15 protein-coding genes are annotated in these 16,448 nt (G+C 60.6%); 9 read left to right on the forward strand and 6 right to left on the reverse strand.

Going from position 1 to position 16,448, the window contains the following annotated elements:
* Positions 1–66: 66 nt before the first annotated feature.
* The 3 genes from ACZ5IL_RS02515 to ACZ5IL_RS02525 form a co-directional block, all read right to left on the reverse strand.
* Complete coding sequence (locus ACZ5IL_RS02515; protein ID WP_079445466.1) at positions 67–384, reverse strand: PilZ domain-containing protein; 318 nt, start codon at positions 382–384, stop codon at positions 67–69.
* A gap of 3 nt (positions 385–387) precedes the next feature.
* Positions 388–1,521 (reverse strand): DUF2336 domain-containing protein, encoded by a 1,134-nt coding sequence (locus ACZ5IL_RS02520; protein ID WP_464594969.1) that lies wholly within the window; start codon positions 1,519–1,521, stop codon positions 388–390.
* Between the two features lie 250 nt (positions 1,522–1,771).
* A complete protein-coding gene (locus tag ACZ5IL_RS02525; protein ID WP_079445540.1) occupies positions 1,772–2,047 on the reverse strand; it encodes a BolA family protein in 276 nt (91 codons plus the stop codon).
* A 110-nt stretch (positions 2,048–2,157) separates the two neighbouring features.
* Here ACZ5IL_RS02525 and ACZ5IL_RS02530 point away from each other — a divergent pair, with 110 nt between their 5' ends.
* On the forward strand, positions 2,158–2,805 hold the full coding sequence (locus ACZ5IL_RS02530; RefSeq protein ID WP_464594970.1) for a J domain-containing protein: 648 nt from the start codon (positions 2,158–2,160) through the stop codon (positions 2,803–2,805).
* A gap of 43 nt (positions 2,806–2,848) precedes the next feature.
* On the opposite strand, the gene ACZ5IL_RS02535 is transcribed toward ACZ5IL_RS02530, so the two are convergent.
* Both ACZ5IL_RS02535 and ACZ5IL_RS02540 read right to left on the reverse strand, forming a co-directional pair.
* Positions 2,849–3,172 (reverse strand): polyhydroxyalkanoic acid system family protein, encoded by a 324-nt coding sequence (locus ACZ5IL_RS02535; protein ID WP_464594971.1) that lies wholly within the window; start codon positions 3,170–3,172, stop codon positions 2,849–2,851.
* A 180-nt stretch (positions 3,173–3,352) separates the two neighbouring features.
* Positions 3,353–4,012 (reverse strand): DedA family protein, encoded by a 660-nt coding sequence (locus ACZ5IL_RS02540; RefSeq protein ID WP_464594972.1) that lies wholly within the window; start codon positions 4,010–4,012, stop codon positions 3,353–3,355.
* 282 nt (positions 4,013–4,294) lie between these two features.
* Here ACZ5IL_RS02540 and cobS point away from each other — a divergent pair, with 282 nt between their 5' ends.
* The 3 genes from cobS to ACZ5IL_RS02555 all read left to right on the forward strand — a co-directional run bounded on the left by cobS (position 4,295) and on the right by ACZ5IL_RS02555 (position 8,472).
* A complete protein-coding gene (gene cobS, locus ACZ5IL_RS02545) occupies positions 4,295–5,293 on the forward strand; it encodes a cobaltochelatase subunit CobS (RefSeq protein WP_464594973.1) in 999 nt (332 codons plus the stop codon).
* A 43-nt stretch (positions 5,294–5,336) separates the two neighbouring features.
* Complete coding sequence (gene cobT / locus ACZ5IL_RS02550; protein ID WP_464594975.1) at positions 5,337–7,244, forward strand: cobaltochelatase subunit CobT; 1,908 nt, start codon at positions 5,337–5,339, stop codon at positions 7,242–7,244.
* Between the two features lie 157 nt (positions 7,245–7,401).
* Entirely contained in the window at positions 7,402–8,472 is a 1,071-nt protein-coding gene (locus ACZ5IL_RS02555; protein ID WP_464594976.1) for an esterase-like activity of phytase family protein, read from the forward strand.
* Between the two features lie 164 nt (positions 8,473–8,636).
* Here ACZ5IL_RS02555 and rpmB read toward each other — a convergent pair whose 3' ends face one another.
* A complete protein-coding gene (gene rpmB / locus ACZ5IL_RS02560; RefSeq protein ID WP_464594977.1) occupies positions 8,637–8,930 on the reverse strand; it encodes a 50S ribosomal protein L28 in 294 nt (97 codons plus the stop codon).
* 553 nt (positions 8,931–9,483) lie between these two features.
* Here rpmB and ACZ5IL_RS02565 point away from each other — a divergent pair.
* From ACZ5IL_RS02565 to ACZ5IL_RS02585, 5 genes are all read left to right on the forward strand, one after another.
* Positions 9,484–10,284, forward strand: a complete 801-nt coding sequence (locus ACZ5IL_RS02565; protein ID WP_464594978.1) for a DUF3108 domain-containing protein — start codon at positions 9,484–9,486, stop codon at positions 10,282–10,284.
* A 435-nt stretch (positions 10,285–10,719) separates the two neighbouring features.
* Positions 10,720–14,091 (forward strand): helicase-related protein, encoded by a 3,372-nt coding sequence (locus ACZ5IL_RS02570; protein ID WP_464594979.1) that lies wholly within the window; start codon positions 10,720–10,722, stop codon positions 14,089–14,091.
* 151 nt (positions 14,092–14,242) lie between these two features.
* Positions 14,243–14,524, forward strand: coding sequence for an RNA-binding S4 domain-containing protein (locus ACZ5IL_RS02575; RefSeq protein ID WP_425909613.1), 282 nt, complete (start codon positions 14,243–14,245; stop codon positions 14,522–14,524).
* A gap of 167 nt (positions 14,525–14,691) precedes the next feature.
* Positions 14,692–15,030 (forward strand): ferredoxin FdxA, encoded by a 339-nt coding sequence (fdxA, locus tag ACZ5IL_RS02580; protein ID WP_079445480.1) that lies wholly within the window; start codon positions 14,692–14,694, stop codon positions 15,028–15,030.
* 187 nt (positions 15,031–15,217) lie between these two features.
* Positions 15,218–16,273, forward strand: a complete 1,056-nt coding sequence (locus ACZ5IL_RS02585; RefSeq protein ID WP_464594980.1) for a CarD family transcriptional regulator — start codon at positions 15,218–15,220, stop codon at positions 16,271–16,273.
* Positions 16,274–16,448: the final 175 nt, after the last annotated feature.

Genomic DNA, 16,448 nt, shown 5'->3' on the forward strand with positions numbered 1-16,448 from the left:
GCGGGCAGTAGCGTATCCATCATCGAGTCAAGTCCGAGGACATGCTTCGCTCAAAAACGCGCTATGTCACGAATCGGATTTGGCAAGCGCCCGGCCTTTCTTCTTGTTCGGAACCTTGTCCTCAACGAATTTGACGCCAATCTCATCGCCATTGACGCGGACGAGCTCACAGCGACGAAAGGCGAGGCCGGTCGATGACAGGAGCAGAAAGAATTCCTTGAGGTTCAATCCTTCGATCGAGTCTTTCACCTGAAGCCGCGCGCCGCTGTTGGAGATGTCCAGCATGGTGCATGACCGTTGCCATGTTCCGTCGATTCCCATCATCAGGACGGAATAGCCGGTAGCGAACGTCACCCGGTCGTCTTTCCGATTGCCCCAACTCATGGCTCAGATGTCCGAAATGGCGACCGCCGTGTCCGGCGCATCGGCTTTCCTCGCTGAGCCGCGCGCGGACCAGAACCGGATGGTGCGTTGCGCTGATGACAGAGAGAGCGCGTCGAACACTTCGCGGCCGCTTTCGAATTCCTGCTTGGTCAGAGGACGGCAATGCGGGCGATTGCGAAGGATCATATTGGTCGTTGACCAGTCCAGCCGCGCGGCCTTGCAGGCAACGATCAATCCGTCGGGGCGAGGGTTGGTGATCAGCGGCTCGATTGCTTCGGTTCTCACTGAGTTCAACAGCGCGAGCGCGGCAATGATGTGGGTGTACTCACCCTGTATCGCAAACCGGTTGATGGTTTGGTCGCCGAGCTTTCCGGCCCGGTTCAGGGCAAGGACCATCGACTCCGACTCGGCGTAGTTGACCGGGGCCACGCTGGGCGAGGCGATCTGTTCGACCACTGATTGGATCGCAGCTTGAATCTTCGCGCGCATTTCAGGGGGCGCCGCCTTGAGCAGACGCTCTCGCACCGCAGCGCTGGCTCGAGAAAGAAGTTCGCGGAGCACCTTGAGCGGGATGTCCAACCGCAGCCCAAGCTTCTCAGCGAGAGAATCGTCCTTTTCGGAGCTTTCAACCAGAACCGCGTAGCCGGTTTCGGAGAAGCGCGCGCCTGCATTCTTGGCCAGCGTATGGGAGACCCGCGAATCGCCGCGTTTAAGCAGCACGTCGGTCACTCCCTCGCTCAAAGTATCGCGGTGCGATATGGCGAGCAGGTGCTGCGGCCCGCGCAGGCTCGCGATTTCAATCAGGTCGCCGTCAGACAGTCTGTTTGATCTTGTCAAAACCGGTACTGCGACTGATTCATCCTGATGATAAGCAAGTTGCCGGACGGTCTCCTTCGGCGCGAGGCTTGACCCCGAAAGGTTCGTGCTGAGTTGCGCCAGCGTGCGCGCCTCCATCTGCTCCATCAGCCGGACGAGAACGTCATCGAAGACGCCGATCTGATTTTCGTTGAGCCGGTCGGCATCGGACAGGAACAGGTCGGTGACCTGGCGAAGCATCTGGAGCCGTCGCTCGGATGAGCCGCCCTTCACCGCACTTTCCAGTTCGGCGATGAGCGCCGTCGAGGCTGCTTCGGCCATGGATGATTCCAGCGAGTCGAATCCGAATGTGTTACGTCCTATTGCGTTCGCGTTTTGCCGTAACACGGAGGTAGTCTGCTCCGATGTACTGAAAAGCGGGTTAATATCCGATAAAAGCGCAAGGTGAATTTTGAACGGCGTGTGCGCTGGCGATGGACACGCTGCTTCGAAGCGGCTCTTGCCGGCCGGACTATCCACATCCAGTTGAAACCACCACGAGGGACGGGCCTTGTGTCCGCGTGCCCCGCACTCAGCTTCCCGGTTCGCCCGGTACCGTCGCCCGAATCGCCAGCGCGTGAATGGGTCCGGCCAGTTCCGCGGCGAGCAGCGTATTTATCATCCGATGACGCTCGACCCGGCTCTTTCCTTCGAAAGCCCGCGACACAATATGAATACGGAAATGCGTCTCGCCGCCCGGCCGATGGCCGGCGTGACCCTCATGAAGATACGACTCGTCGGCGACATCGAGGCTTTCTGGCGCGAAAGCTTCGTTGAGTTTCTGCGAGATGCTATCCTTCACGCTCATGGCGAGCGACTTAACGCCCATCGTTCGTTTCCGTCAATGGCGCGGATGCCGGACGGAATAAATGCGATGTCAAGACTTGAAGCCTAGAGCATTGCGGTGTCAAACACATCATGCCGATAGATTCGTCGAAATTCTTCGATAGCATCCGCATCAAGCCAAGGGCCGGTGCGAAGCAACCGCGCGCGCGCGAGGAAGTGGTCGCTTGCGAGTGGCCGGACTGTGAGAGCAGAGGATCGCACCGCGCACCGAAAGGCCGCGGCAATGAGCGCGAGTATTTCCATTTCTGCCTCAACCATGTTCGCGCGTACAACCAGTCCTACAATTTCTTTCAGGGCATGAATGCGGACGCAGTCGCGCGCTATCAGAAGGATGCGCTGACCGGCCACCGTCCGACCTGGAAGATGGGCGCCAACGGCACCAAGGGCAAAGGCAAGTCTGGCGACATCGACCTTGAGGGAATGGCCGATCCCTTCAGCGTGTTCGGTGAACTCAATGGCCGCGGAAAATGGCGTCCCGGTCCGGGGTCAGGCTCCGAAGCCAAACCCGAGACGCGCAAGATATTCAACGCGGAGCGCAAGGCGTTACAAGTATTGGGGCTCGGCGCCGACGCGACGCTCGAAACAGTGAAGGCGAAATACAAGATGCTGGTGAAGCAGCATCATCCCGATGCCAACGGCGGCGATCGCTCGACGGAAGATCGCCTGATCGAGATCATCAAGGCATACAATTACCTGAAGACGGTCGTGCGCAGCGCGTGAGGCGTCGCCTCGCGCTGGTCCCATCGAACGTTGGCGTCACCTGTCAACGTTCATCCGTTTTTTTCTCGAGCATCAGCGTGCCTTTTTTCTGAATCACGCCCTGAATTCCGTGGGCCAGGCGACTGAGCAGCCAGGGCAATGTCACTTCGAGACGAACATGGTCTTCGGAGACGTCCATAATTCCCGATACCTGCTGTTTCATGGCCGTGACGGAAAAAACCAGGCGGTCGCTGCTCCACAGTTCTTCATTGACCTGGATTAACTGGGCGTATTGCGTTCGGGCGCTGCCAAGTCCCGCTTTCATCCGGCGCACCGCTTCGTCCTTGCCGAGGCGGTGTGGAATGGACACCACAAGAGGTTTGGTCATGATCGCTCCAATGATAGCGAGTGGAGTGGATTTGACATTCGCACCCCACCTGCTGCGGGCGCGCATTGCGAATGTAGAATCCAAAACTCCACTAGAAGTTTCGAGTTGCTAGTGGTCCCGTGGTTCCAATCCCCGCAAAAGCGCCTGCTGAACCGGGATGCGAATGTTAGAACCGGACCACTAGCCGGTTCGCTTATCCACAGTGGCAGACACGTTGCAGCCGCGCCCGCGGTAACGCCACCATGTCCCGGCGCCGATGGTCGCGGCTACGACGATCACGGCAGCAATCCAGATCAGTTTGCCGAAATGATGAGGTAGCCCGCCATAATGATGCAGCGCCGATATTGCGAGCGCGCCGGGCAAGATATGCGCGGAAGCCCAGAGCAGGATCGCCGGGATGTTCACGGTAGAAAATAGCAACGGCGGTATCCCCAGCGCGCCGGCCGTCAGCGGCACCAGGGCGCGTACCGGTGCGACGAAGCGGGCAAAGAATACGGCCAGCGTGCCATAACGATTGAAGAAGGTTTTGCTCTGTGCGACGAGGCCGGGATAGCGCGACATCGGCCAGACCCCGAGGATTTCGCGTTCGGATCGATGCCCGATCCAGAACGCGCTGCCGTCGCCGATGACGGCCCCGACGATCGCGGCAAGCATGACCGGTAAAAGTTTCAATTCGCCGCTGCCGATCAGGGCGCTCATTGCGAGAATGATTGTCGAACCGGGGATGAGCGAGCCGAACACCGGAACGGCTTCGAGCAACGCAGCGAGAAAGACCGCGGAATAGGCGAGCCCTGCATGGGCGGCCACGAGGCTGCTCAAATGCGCGATGAAATCGGTCACGAAAGTCCTCGCGCCCCGGCTGGCGCCTAGTTACACCAAATGTCTCCAAGGTTTCCTTGGTTCAAGAGTTCTTCCGGTAAAATTTTGGCTGAGCGGGCCTGATTCGCGGAGCAGTCCTTCAAAATCTGCATTTGGTGCATATCTCGATGATATCCCAATGGAACTTTGATCGTCTGACGGGCTTCTGCCGGCTACTGCTCTCTGCTAAATTTCGCGCGGGCCTCTCATCCGTAGCCATGCGCGTCCTGGTTTCGGGAGCGCCCCCCGAACCTCGGAGGATTGATGACGACCGCCGCCATGACCAAAAACGAAACCTCCGCAGGCCTGCCAGACATGAAGGTGTCGGTGCGGCAGGTGTTCGGAATCGACAGTGATCTCGAGGTTTCCGCCTATTCCGGGGCTGATCCGCACGTGCCGGATATTGATCCCGACTACCGCTTCGATCGCGCAACCACGCTGGCAATTCTCGCCGGCTTCGCCAAGAACCGCCGTGTCATGGTCACCGGCTATCATGGTACCGGCAAATCAACCCATATCGAGCAGGTGGCGGCGCGATTGAACTGGCCTTGCGTGCGCGTCAATCTCGATAGTCACATCAGCCGGATCGATCTCGTCGGCAAGGATGCGATCGTGGTCAAGGACGGCAAGCAGGTCACCGAATTCCGCGACGGCATTCTGCCATGGGCCTACCAGAACAATGTGGCGTTGTGCTTCGACGAATACGATGCCGGCCGTCCGGACGTGATGTTCGTGATCCAGCGCGTGCTGGAATCTTCAGGGCGCTTGACGCTGCTCGATCAGAGCCGAGTCATCAAGCCACATCCGGCGTTCCGCCTGTTCGCGACGGCGAATACCATTGGTCTCGGCGACACTTCCGGCCTTTATCATGGCACCCAGCAGATCAATCAGGCGCAGATGGACCGCTGGAACATTGTTGCCACGCTGAACTATTTACCGCACGACAACGAGGTCGAGATTGTTCTGGCCAAGGCCCGACGCTATCGCACGCCAGAAGGCCGCGATACTGTCGGTAAAATGGTGAGGTTAGCGGATCTCACGCGTAATGCCTTCGCCAACGGCGATCTCTCCACGGTGATGAGCCCACGTACCGTCATCACCTGGGCGGAGAACGCCGAGATTTTCGACGATCTGGGCTTTGCCTTTCGCGTTACCTTCCTCAACAAGTGCGACGAACTCGAGCGTCCGCTGGTCGCTGAGTTCTACCAACGCTGCTTCAACGTCGAACTGAGCGAATCCGCGGTCAACGTGGCGTTGAGTTGATTCTGTATACCTCTCCCCGCGCGCGGGGAGAGGGAAAGGCGTTATGAGCACCGCATCACCCAGTAACAAGTTCCGTACCGCGCCGAAGGAAGCGCCGACCGAGCCTTTCAAGCGTGCGGTGACGTCCTGCCTGCGCGCCATCGCCCGACAACCTGAGCTTGAAGTGACGTTTGCCATCGAGCGGCCCGGTCTGTCGCCGGGTAAGGCGCGGCTGCCCGAGCCCGGGCGCAAGATGAGCAGGCGCGACGCGGCGATCGTGCGGGGTCATGCGGATTCCATCGCGCTGAAGATCGCCTGCCACGATCCGAAAGTGCACCGCAAGCTGATGCCCGGTAATCCGCAGGCGAAGGGCGTATTCGACGCAGTAGAGCAGGCTCGGGTCGAGGCCATTGGTTCTCGCCGGATGACAGGGGTCGCAAAGAATCTGACTGCGATGCTCGACGATCATTTCCATCGCGGCAAATACGACGAGATCACCGACCGTGCCGACGCGCCGCTGTCGGATGCGCTGGCGATGATGGTGCGCGAGCGGCTAACCGGCCTGCCGCCGCCTACCGCCGCGAGCAAGGTGGTCGATCTTTGGCGACCGTTCCTGGAAGACAAGATCGGCACTCGGCTGGATCAGCTCAGCCATTTTACCGAGGACCAGGCGAAGTTCGGCGACCTCGTGCACGACCTGTTGTCGGAGCTCGATCTCGGTGACGACACCAATACCGAGACAGAGAAGGAGGAGAACCAGGACGACAACCGCGAGGGCGAGAACGATCAGTCCGGCGCGGAAGGCTCGCTCGACAGCGAGGCCGCCCAGGAGATGAATGCGGATCAGGCGCAGGATGCGACTGATGAAATGCCGGACGGCGCCATGGAAAGCGCGCAGGCTTCCGCGAGCGACGCTTTCGAGGATGGCGACCTTGCTGAGGATGAGATGCCCGGCGAGGCAACGCGGCCCAATGTGAGGGGCGCCAATGAACCGCGCGGCCCGGAATATCACGCTTTCGCGCCAAAATTCGATGAGATCATCGCTGCTGAAGACCTCTGCGATCACGACGAACTGGAGCGGCTGCGTAGCTATCTCGACAAGCAGCTTGCGCACCTGCAGGGCATCGTGGCGCGGCTCGCCAATCGCCTTCAGCGTCGCTTGATGGCGCAACAAAATCGCGCCTGGGAGTTTGATCTGGAGGAAGGCATTCTCGATCCGGCGCGGTTGGCGCGCGTGGTGATCGATCCCTATCAGCCGCTATCTTTCAAGCACGAGAAAGAGGCGACCTTCCGTGATACCGTGGTGACGTTGCTGCTCGACAATTCCGGTTCGATGCGAGGCAGGCCGATCACGGTGGCCGCGACCTGCGCCGATATTCTGGCACGCACGCTGGAACGATGCGGCGTCAAGGTCGAAATTCTCGGCTTCACGACGCGAGCCTGGAAGGGTGGGCAGTCGCGTGAGGCGTGGCTCGCCGCCGGCAAGCCGGTCACGCCGGGGCGGCTCAACGATCTCCGTCATATCATTTATAAAGCCGCCGATGCCCCCTGGCGGCGGGCCCGGAAAAACCTCGGGTTGATGATGCGCGAGGGTCTGCTCAAGGAGAACATCGACGGTGAGGCGCTGGACTGGGCGCATAAGCGGCTGCTGGGCCGTTCCGAGCAGCGTAAAATTTTGATGATGATATCTGACGGTGCACCGGTCGATGATTCCACTCTCTCGGTCAATCCGGGAAATTATCTCGAGCGTCACCTGCGATGGGTGATCGAGGAAATCGAAACCCGATCTCCGGTCGAACTGATTGCCATCGGCATCGGTCACGATGTGACGCGCTATTATCGCCGCGCGGTGACCATCGTGGATGCCGAAGAACTCGGCGGCGCCATTACTGAACAGCTCGCCGAACTGTTCAGCGAGACGCATGATCCGCCGCCGGCGCCAGTACGCCGCCCGCGCAAGCTGCATTCGTAGTCGCTCGGCGCGCGTTGGTGGCATCCCGAACGGGATGCAAACGCGTTGCTTCGCAAAAGCGGGGCCATTACACACAGCGGTGTCCGCAGCATCCCCGGCGGTGCCAACATGCCGTGCTGCGTATGGGACGCATCACGGACAGATCGGTCCTTCGCGAATGGCACCATTGATCGATCGCCGCAGCCTGCTTTTCGTGATGTCAACCGGCCTGCTGTTGACGAACCCCTCCGTGGCCAGCGCGAGATTCGCAACCCACGCGCCTGAACAACCGCCGCCTGACGAGCTGACGCCGCCAGCGGCGGTGTCGATTGCCGTTAACGCCCGGCATGTCGCCTCGTTCGATCTGCGCGATCACTCGCGTACCCGCTTCGGATCGCTCGCCTTTCGCGGCGGGCTGATCCTTACCTCCTCGTTTCGCGGTTTCGGAGGGTTGTCGAGCTTGTTGCTTGATTCAAAAGGGCAACAGTTCATTTCCGCCAGCGACAAAGGCACCTGGTTCACCGGCCGCATCGTCTATGGGACGGTCGGTGAGATGGTCGGGCTCGCGGACGTCGAGGCCGCGCCGATGCTAGGACACGATGGCAAGCCGATCACCGCGCGCGGCTGGTTCGATACTGAATCGATCGCGCTCGATGGATCGCTGGTCTATGTCGGCATCGAGCGGGCCAACCGGATCATGCGCTTCGATTTCGACAGGGGATATACCCGCGCGCGGGGAGAAGAGGTCGAGGTGCCGGGGGCGATCCGCGGGTTGCCGTTCAACAGGGGCATTGAGGCGATGGTGGTCGTTCCACGCGACAGACCGCTCGGCGGTACGCTGATCGCGATCTCCGAACGTGGGCTCGATACGGGTCGCAATATCATCGCGTTCCTGATCGGCGGACCCTCGCCTGGCCGGTTCGCCATCCATCGGACCGAGAATTTCGATGTCAGCGACGCCTGTTTGCTGCCTGCGGGGGACCTGTTGATCCTCGAACGCAAATTCTCGCTGACAGGCGGCATCGGTGTCCGCATCCGCCGTATCAAGATCGATGCGATCGTGCCCGGCGCGCTGGTGGATGGCCCCTCGATTTTCGATGCCGATCTCGGACAGGAGATCGACAATTTCGAAGGACTCAGTGCGTTCGTGAACGACAATGGAGAAGTCGTTCTAACGCTCGTGTCCGATGACAATTTTTCGTTGATCCAGCGCACGCTGCTGATGCAGTTCACGCTGGTCGAGAATTGAAGGGGGGAGGGCCAGCGCTCGAGGCGGACAATCGGAGCTGCTGTTACTATAGCGTTTTCGAGCGAAGCATGGTCCTCGGGCTTGACCCGAGGATGGAGACCTGTTCGCGTGAAGAAAAAGGCGTCAGATCGAATGATAGAGTCCTGCTAAGAATCGGAAAGGCTCTAGCCGGCCTTGGCGGTCTGCTTCTTTTGGATCTGGCGCTTGATCTCGACCGCTTTCGGTGAAAGCTCTGAGTCCTTCGCCTTCAACAGGAAGGCATCGAAACCGCCGCGATGGTCCACGCTCCTCAGGGCATGGGTCGACACCCGGAACCGGACTGAACTGGCCAGAGTTTCTGACACAAAGGTGACGTTCACCAGGTTCGGCAGGAAGCGCCGCTTGGTCTTGATGTTGGAGTGGCTGACCCTGTGGCCCACCAAAGGAGCCTTGGCCGTCAGTTCGCAGCGCCGGGACATACGAAAATCCTCTGTCGTCCCCGGCATCTGCCTTCAAGGCGGGCTCGGGGTTCGAAATCGTGTCCATTTTAGGAACGCCGGACGTATAGGGGGACAGCAGCAGGGCGTCAAGGCGTCGGGACCGAACTCGGCTTATTTGCGCTCATGAACCCCATCCGCCTCATTATTCTGGCCGGATTTCTGCGCGCGTTGCCTGCATCGTGCCCTGCATCATATAAAGGGCGCAATCCGTATCGACGGATGGCCATCGACCACGGTGTTGCAGAGGAGGCCGAGATTTGTCAGGGCCCGAAGCGGTAATCCCGAGCCGACCCTGTTTTTTCACGTGTTCGCAGATGTGCCGGGCTGGGTTCCCTCGGTGGCTTCTGCTTAGATGAGGATTCAACGGTCGTTACAACCGGCGATAGTCTGCAGGCTTGGGAAAGCCAAGTCTGTTAGAATATTCGGGACCAGACGGAGACATGCAGGGCCACCCGTTGTGAGCTTATGCCGGACGACGTTGCTCCGATGGATTCTTTGTTCAATTTGGCAACTGGCCGGCGTGCCGTTTGCCATGTTTGCCGCGATGTTGACGGTGGCGGCGCCGGCGGCGGCGCAGGGCAAGCTTGAGGCTCGCTATGACGTCACCTTGGCGGGGATTCTCGTCGGCACCGGCGCCTGGACAGTCGATATCCTCGACGATCAGTATTCGGCCGCGGCAAGCGGGGGCGCCACGGGGCTTCTAAAGGCGCTTGCCCACGGGACCGGCACGGGCTCCTCGCAGGGCCGCATCGTCAACGGCGCGTTGATTCCCGCGAGCTATATTGCGACCATCTCGTCCTCCAAGAAATCCGAGACCATTCGCATGTCGCTGGCGGGCGGCAATGTAAAGGATTTCGTCATCGAGCCGAGCCCACCGGTCGACCCCAAGCGCATTCCGGTCAACGATGCGCACAAGCGCGGCGTGTTCGATCCAATGAGCGCAACGCTGCTGCGGGCTCCCGGCACTACCGACCCGCTCGGCCCCAGCGCCTGTCATGCCTCGACCGGGATCTTCGACGGCCGCATGCGCTACGACCTGCGCCTCGACTTCAAGCGCATGGACATGGTGAAGTCGGGAAAAGGCTATCAAGGCCCGGTCGTGGTCTGTGCGATCTTTTTTTCGCCGATCGCCGGCTACGTCCCGGACCGCTTCGCGATCAAATATCTCGCCGCCGAGCGCAACATGGAGATCTGGCTGGCGCCGATCGCCGGCACACGCGTGCTCGTACCCTATCGTCTGACGATTCCAACGCCGCTAGGCACGGGCAAGCTGGAGGCGACCGAGTTCCGCACGACGGCCATACCGCCGCAGACGGCAGCTAAAACCCGGTAGGAGTTGGCACTGGGCGGGACCGGCGACAGGGTCGTTTCGCTGCAAGAGAATCCTGTTGACTCCTGCTGTCGAATTCATGCGTCCATGGATTCATAAACTAAGAGAAATTGCTGCTCTTGTTAAGCGGCGCAGAACTTGATCTAGTTTCCATAGGTCCATTCAAACACGAGATGTTGCGGTGAACGAAGCCAGATAGATCAGGAGTCAGCGATTCGGGCGCGATTCGTTCCGGACTCGTTCCAAAGCTTAAGCTGCGGCTCGGCATGCGTCGCATTGTGAAACACATCCGATCCCGTGGTGCGGTTGCGTCCCCTGCAAGCAGGGTGCCTACGCAAATGTTGGGATCGATTGAGCCACGCCAATAGCCTCCAGTGGAGCTTTGGATTTGACATTCGCCTTCCCGCTCCGCTAGCGCCGCAAAAGCCCTCGGAAAATATGGCCTTTTCATCTTCGATATCTCCGCCCGGCAACGGTCGCGCGCCCGGCGCGGGCGTGACGGCAGTGCTCGGTCCGACCAACACTGGCAAGACCCACTTGGCCATCGAGCGGATGCTGGCGCATTCCTCCGGCATTATCGGCCTGCCGCTGCGCCTGCTCGCTCGCGAGATCTACAACAAGATTGTCGACCGCGCCGGGGCGGATTCCGTCGCCCTGGTCACCGGTGAGGAGAAGATCAAGCCGGCCCGCCCGCGCTTTTGGGTCTCGACCGTCGAAGCGATGCCGCGAGATCTTGACGTGTCTTTCCTCGCCATCGATGAAATCCAGATCGCGGCCGACCTTGAAAGGGGCCATGTTTTCACCGACCGCCTGCTACGCCGGCGTGGCCGCGACGAGACGTTGCTGCTCGGCGCAGCCACCATGCGCCCCATCGTCGAGCGGCTTCTGCCTGGCGCGAGTATCGTCACGCGCCCGCGGCTATCCCAGCTTGAATTCGCCGGCGACCGCAAGATCACCCGGCAGCCTCGCCGCACTGCGATCGTCGCCTTCTCGGCGGACGAGGTTTACGCCATTGCCGAACTGATCCGACGCCAACACGGCGGGGCAGCGGTGGTGTTGGGATCGCTTAGCCCGCGCACCCGTAATGCGCAGGTTGCGATGTTCCAATCCGGTGACGTCGATTATCTGGTCGCCACCGACGCGGTCGGCATGGGTCTCAATCTTGACGTCGATCACGTTGCCTTCGCTTCGGACCGTAAATACGACGGCTACCAGTTTCGCCGGCTCACGCCGGCTGAATTCGCGCAGATTGCTGGCCGCGCCGGCCGCGCCACTCGCAACGGCACCTTCGGCACCACCGGGCGCTGTGCGCCGTTCGAGCCCGAACTCGTGGACGCGCTGCAGAACCACACTTTTGAGGCAGTCAGAACGCTGCAGTGGCGCAATTCCGATCTCGATTTTTCTTCGCTCGGCGCCTTGCAAGTCTCGCTGGCGCTGACTCCTTCGCACGAGGCACTGACCCGCGCGCCGATTGCCGAAGATTTGCGGGTGCTCGATCACGCGGCGCGCGACGTCGAGGTGCGCGCCATGGCGCAAAGCGCGGCTGCGGTGGAGCGGCTGTGGGACGCTTGCCAAATTCCGGATTATCGCAAGATCGCGCCGGCGGCTCACGCCGAACTGGTGACGACACTGTTTGGCTTTCTGATGCGTGAAGGCAAGATTCCTGACGACTGGTTCGCGGCCCAGGTCGCGCAGGCCGATCGTGCCGACGGGGATATCGATACCTTGTCGGGACGGATCTCGCAGATCCGGACCTGGACTTTCGTGGCAAATCGCCCGGACTGGCTGGCCGATCCCGGGCACTGGCAGGCAATTTCGCGAGAGGTCGAAAATAAATTGTCCGATGCGCTGCACCAAAGGCTTACGGAGCGTTTCGTTGACCGCCGGACCAGTGTATTGATGCGCCGCCTGCGGGAAAACACGATGTTGGATACGGAAATCGGCAAGACGGGTGAGGTGATCGTTGAGGGCCATGTGATCGGCCGTCTCGACGGATTTACGTTCGCGCCGGATGCGGCGGAGGCGGGTTCCGAAGCCAAGGCCTTGCAGGCGATCGCGCAAAAGGCGCTAGCTGGCGAAATCGAGGCGCGCGCGGAGAAATTGTCGGGGGCGGCGGACGACCAGTTTGTGCTGACCTCGGATGGCACCATTCGCTGGACGGGAGACGCGGTGGCGCGACTGGTGGCCGCAGACGACGCGCTGCATCCGCGGCTGCGGATCATTTCCGACGAACGGCTGACCGGAGCGCCGCGCGAGGCGGTGCAAGCCAGGCTCGATCTATGGCTGAAAACCCATATCGAGAAGCTTCTCGGGCCGCTGTTCGAGTTGTCTAAAGCGGAGGATATCACCGGTATCGCACGCGGCATTGCCTTCCAGTTGATCGAGGCGCTCGGCGTGCTGGAGCGGCAAAAGGTCGCTGCGGAACTAAAGGATCTCGATCAGCCGTCGCGCTCGTCCTTGCGCAAATACGGGGTGCGTTTCGGCGCCTACCATATCTATTTCCCCTTGCTTTTGAAGCCGGCTGCGCGGTCGCTGGCCTCGCTGTTGTGGGCACTGAAGCAGGAGAATGCCGACCTTTCGGCGCTGTCCAGCGCGCAGCATCTCGCAAGTAGTGGCCGCACTTCGTTCCCGGCGGACAAGCTGCTCGATCGCGACGCCTATCGCGCCCTCGGCTATCGGCAATGTGGCGAACGCGCCGTCCGCGTCGATATTCTCGAAAGGCTTGCCGACCTGATCCGTCCGGCGCTGTCCTGGCGGGAAGGGGCGCCCGGCGAAAAGCCCGCCGGCGCATTCGATGGCCGCGGGTTTGTCGTGACGCAGGCCATGACGTCGCTCGCGGGCACTGCTGGTGAGGATTTCGCCTCCATCTTGAGCGCCCTCGGCTATCGCATGGAGCGGTGTCCGGTACCGCCACCTGCAACGGAGAGCGGTCCTGTGACGGGGATCACCGCGGAAGCGGTTTCTGGCGAAGTACCGGAAAGCGCGTCGCAGCAAGCGGCTGCGATGGATGGCGTGCTTGAGGGTCAGGAGTCTGTTTCCGACCGCGCGGATACAGCCGATATCGGACATGTTGAACCGGAGACCGCGGTGGATGCGGATTCATCCGGAGTCGCGGCGACGACCGTCGAAGCGGCGACTGAAGTTGCCGAGGAGCGGTCCGCGGCATCGCCAGCCGTCGGGGCCTCGGCGGCTTCCAACGCCGGCGAGGCGGCCATCAATAATGGTGTGCCGACTGATTCCGCGCCCGTTGTTGCCGGGAGCCCAATCGAAGGCGATGCGGTCTCCGCCGAGATCGCCGCGAATGTTGCGGCACCGGCTGAGGCGGACGGCGCGCCGGCGATGATTGAGGTCTGGCGGCCCGGCGGTCGGTCCGCCGATCGGCGTCCGCGTCACGATCGCAATCGGCATCGCCGGCAACAGGCGCGGCCGGATGGCCCGCAGCCGGCAACCGCTGACAAAGAGACGTCCGAGGGAGCGCAAGGGCGCGAGCGGTATGGGCGAGGCCGGCGTGGACAGTCTGCCGGTGGGGCAGCCGAAAGCGCGCCCGCGGGGAACGAGAGGGAATCGCGTGAAGGCAAGGGGGGGCGTCCGCGCGAGCGCTTCAAAGACAAGGGGCGGGACAGGGACCAGGATAAGGGTCGGGTTCAGGGTTCCCGCAAGGGCGGTCGCGAGGGGCGCTCCGACGCCGGACCCTCGCATCGTCCCTACGCCAGCAGCGCGCCGCGCGAGCGCGAGCAGTCGATAGATCCGAACTCGCCGTTTGCCAAACTGGCCGCACTCAAAGAGCAGCTTGCCAGCCGCAAGGATTGAACGGTCGGTCCTGAGAGCATGTCCGGCTGAGTGAAATCCGGATGCTCTCAATCAATAACTTGCGCGTATTCTGATCGCAAAACCGGTATCCACTTTTACGGAGCACGTGCTAGCGGCGTGGTTTCGCGATTGGAGTGACCCGTTGGGTGTGTTGGAGCGCCAGCGTCTCGATAAATGGTTGTGGCATGCGCGGATGGTCAAAGCCCGTACCCAAGCTGCTGCGCTGGTCGAGGCCGGCCATGTTCGTGTCAACGGCATACGGGAGAAATCCCCCGGTCACTCCCTCAAAATGTCTGACGTGCTCACGATCAGACTGGAGCGAGGCATCCGTATCCTTAAGGTCACGGGATTTGCCGAACGGCGAGGCGGTTCGACCGCAGCACGAACCCTTTATGACGACATGTCGGATGTTTCCGGCGGAGCCGATGGCTAGATTGTGATTCAGCTGCACCCGCGCGTGCGACCGTGGTCGCCCGTTTCGATCCGGTTCCTCAGTCGCGGTTCATAGATAACTTACGCCCGCTGAGCGGTTCCCCCGCTTGCGGCAGTGCTATTCCTGCGCTACCCCAGCCTGCAAAACTGAGCGTGCCGGAGCCTTGGATGACTTACGTCGTCAACGATGCCTGTATCAAATGCAAATATACCGATTGCGTTGAAGTCTGCCCTGTCGATTGCTTTTACGAAGGCGAGAACATGCTCGTCATTCATCCGGATGAGTGCATCGATTGCGGTGTTTGCGAACCGGAATGCCCCGCCGAAGCGATAAAGCCGGACAGTGAGCCGGGGCTCGAGAAGTGGCTTGAAGTCAATGCCGAATACGCCAAGAGCTGGCCAAACATCACGCAGAAGAAAGAGGCTCCGCCGGACGCCAAGGAATTTGAGGGCCAAAATGGCAAATTTGAGAAATATTTTTCTTCAAATCCCGGTGCAGGGGACTGAGTCTTTCCGGCGTGTTTTAGGCGTCTGATTTTGGGGCAGGCGTTTACTGGCCACTATTTACCTTTTTGCGACCAGAAGCGCCGGAAGTCCCGCCAGAGTGCGGGCGGGCGAGCATAAATCATTGATTTTCGCGGAAAATGTGCTAAACTGAGCAGGTTTTCGAATTCGACGATGCTTTTACCTGCTTATGGGTCCGGAAGGGCTCTGGCGTGAACATCCAGGAAGGCGTGGGAATACCCGCGCGCAGGCTGTGTCACAGAAAACACGCAAAAAAACGAACTCAAAAACGAACTCGAGGGCCTCTACCCCTCACCGCGGTGCAGCAAAAGTTCGTACCCGGACTGCTGCCCCGATCACCCGAACGACGGCTGCCAAGGGCTCGGCCGGAAAATCCTCAAGAAATAAAAGAGGCGAAATGCCAAGCAAGACCGCCAGGATGTCCGCTAAGACCGCTGCTTCTAAGACCGCTGCTTCGAAAGCCGGCTCGAAGACGATTGCTTCGAAGACCGCGTCTGCCTCGAAGGTAGTTTCAAGGACCTCTGTCAAGCCGACTGTAAAGTCCGCTGCGAAAGCAACCATGGCCAATAAGCCTGCGGTCAATACGAAGTCTGTTGCAAGGGCTGCCGCACACGTCGAGGAGCCGAAGAAGGTTCTGACCCAGCGCCAGGGGTTCAAGACCAACGAGTTTGTGGTCTATCCGGCGCATGGTGTCGGCCAGATTTTGGCGATCGAAGAACAGGAGATTGCCGGAGCCAAGCTCGAACTGTTCGTCATCAATTTCATCAAGGACAAGATGACACTGCGGGTACCGACGGCGAAGATTGCCAATGTTGGCATGCGTAAGCTGTCCGAGCCTGGTCTGGTCAAGCGGGCGCTCGAAACCTTGAAGGGCCGCGCGCGCATCAAACGCACCATGTGGTCGCGACGGGCGCAGGAGTATGAAGCGAAGATCAATTCCGGGGACATTGTTGCGATCGCCGAAGTGGTCCGCGATCTCTATCGATCGGAATCTCAGCCCGAGCAGTCTTACAGCGAACGTCAGCTCTACGAGGCTGCGCTTGATCGTCTGTCGCGCGAGATTGCGGTCGTTCAGCACGTCACGGAGACCGAAGCAGTCAAGGAGATCGAGGGGCAACTGGCCAAGAGTCCCCGCCGCGGTGCCAAGGCGGAGATGGACGCCGAGGCCGACGGCGACATGGAAGCCGATGGCGATGATGCTGCCGTTGCCGACGAAGCTGCGTAACCGGGTTCTGGTGAACCAAGACAAGCAAAAAGCCCGGCCTCTCGGCTGGGCTTTTTGCTGTGTGCTGTTCTGATTCCGTCAAGCGCGCATCTTCGTTTGCTCTCAAGCACTCTTATACTCCGTTTGCGTACTCCGCTTGCGCCCGCGGATTGGCAATGCGCTTTTAAAAAGTTGG

The organism is Nitrobacter sp. CN101 (assembly GCF_055390255.1).

Bases quoted from the DNA above. Each gene is read 5' to 3' on its own strand.
- ACZ5IL_RS02515 (WP_079445466.1), bottom strand. From the start codon at position 384: ATGAGTTGGGGCAATCGGAAAGACGACCGGGTGACGTTCGCTACCGGC.
- ACZ5IL_RS02530 (WP_464594970.1), top strand. From the start codon at position 2,158: ATGCCGATAGATTCGTCGAAATTCTTCGATAGCATCCGCATCAAGCCA.
- ACZ5IL_RS02525 (WP_079445540.1), bottom strand. From the start codon at position 2,047: ATGAGCGTGAAGGATAGCATCTCGCAGAAACTCAACGAAGCTTTCGCG.
- ACZ5IL_RS02565 (WP_464594978.1), top strand. From the start codon at position 9,484: ATGTTTGCCGCGATGTTGACGGTGGCGGCGCCGGCGGCGGCGCAGGGC.
- ACZ5IL_RS02570 (WP_464594979.1), top strand. From the start codon at position 10,720: ATGGCCTTTTCATCTTCGATATCTCCGCCCGGCAACGGTCGCGCGCCC.
- fdxA (WP_079445480.1), top strand. From the start codon at position 14,692: ATGACTTACGTCGTCAACGATGCCTGTATCAAATGCAAATATACCGAT.
- cobS (WP_464594973.1), top strand. From the start codon at position 4,295: ATGACGACCGCCGCCATGACCAAAAACGAAACCTCCGCAGGCCTGCCA.
- rpmB (WP_464594977.1), bottom strand. From the start codon at position 8,930: ATGTCCCGGCGCTGCGAACTGACGGCCAAGGCTCCTTTGGTGGGCCAC.
- cobT (WP_464594975.1), top strand. From the start codon at position 5,337: ATGAGCACCGCATCACCCAGTAACAAGTTCCGTACCGCGCCGAAGGAA.
- ACZ5IL_RS02555 (WP_464594976.1), top strand. From the start codon at position 7,402: ATGGCACCATTGATCGATCGCCGCAGCCTGCTTTTCGTGATGTCAACC.
- ACZ5IL_RS02535 (WP_464594971.1), bottom strand. From the start codon at position 3,172: ATGACCAAACCTCTTGTGGTGTCCATTCCACACCGCCTCGGCAAGGAC.
- ACZ5IL_RS02520 (WP_464594969.1), bottom strand. From the start codon at position 1,521: ATGGCCGAAGCAGCCTCGACGGCGCTCATCGCCGAACTGGAAAGTGCG.
- ACZ5IL_RS02585 (WP_464594980.1), top strand. From the start codon at position 15,218: ATGGGTCCGGAAGGGCTCTGGCGTGAACATCCAGGAAGGCGTGGGAAT.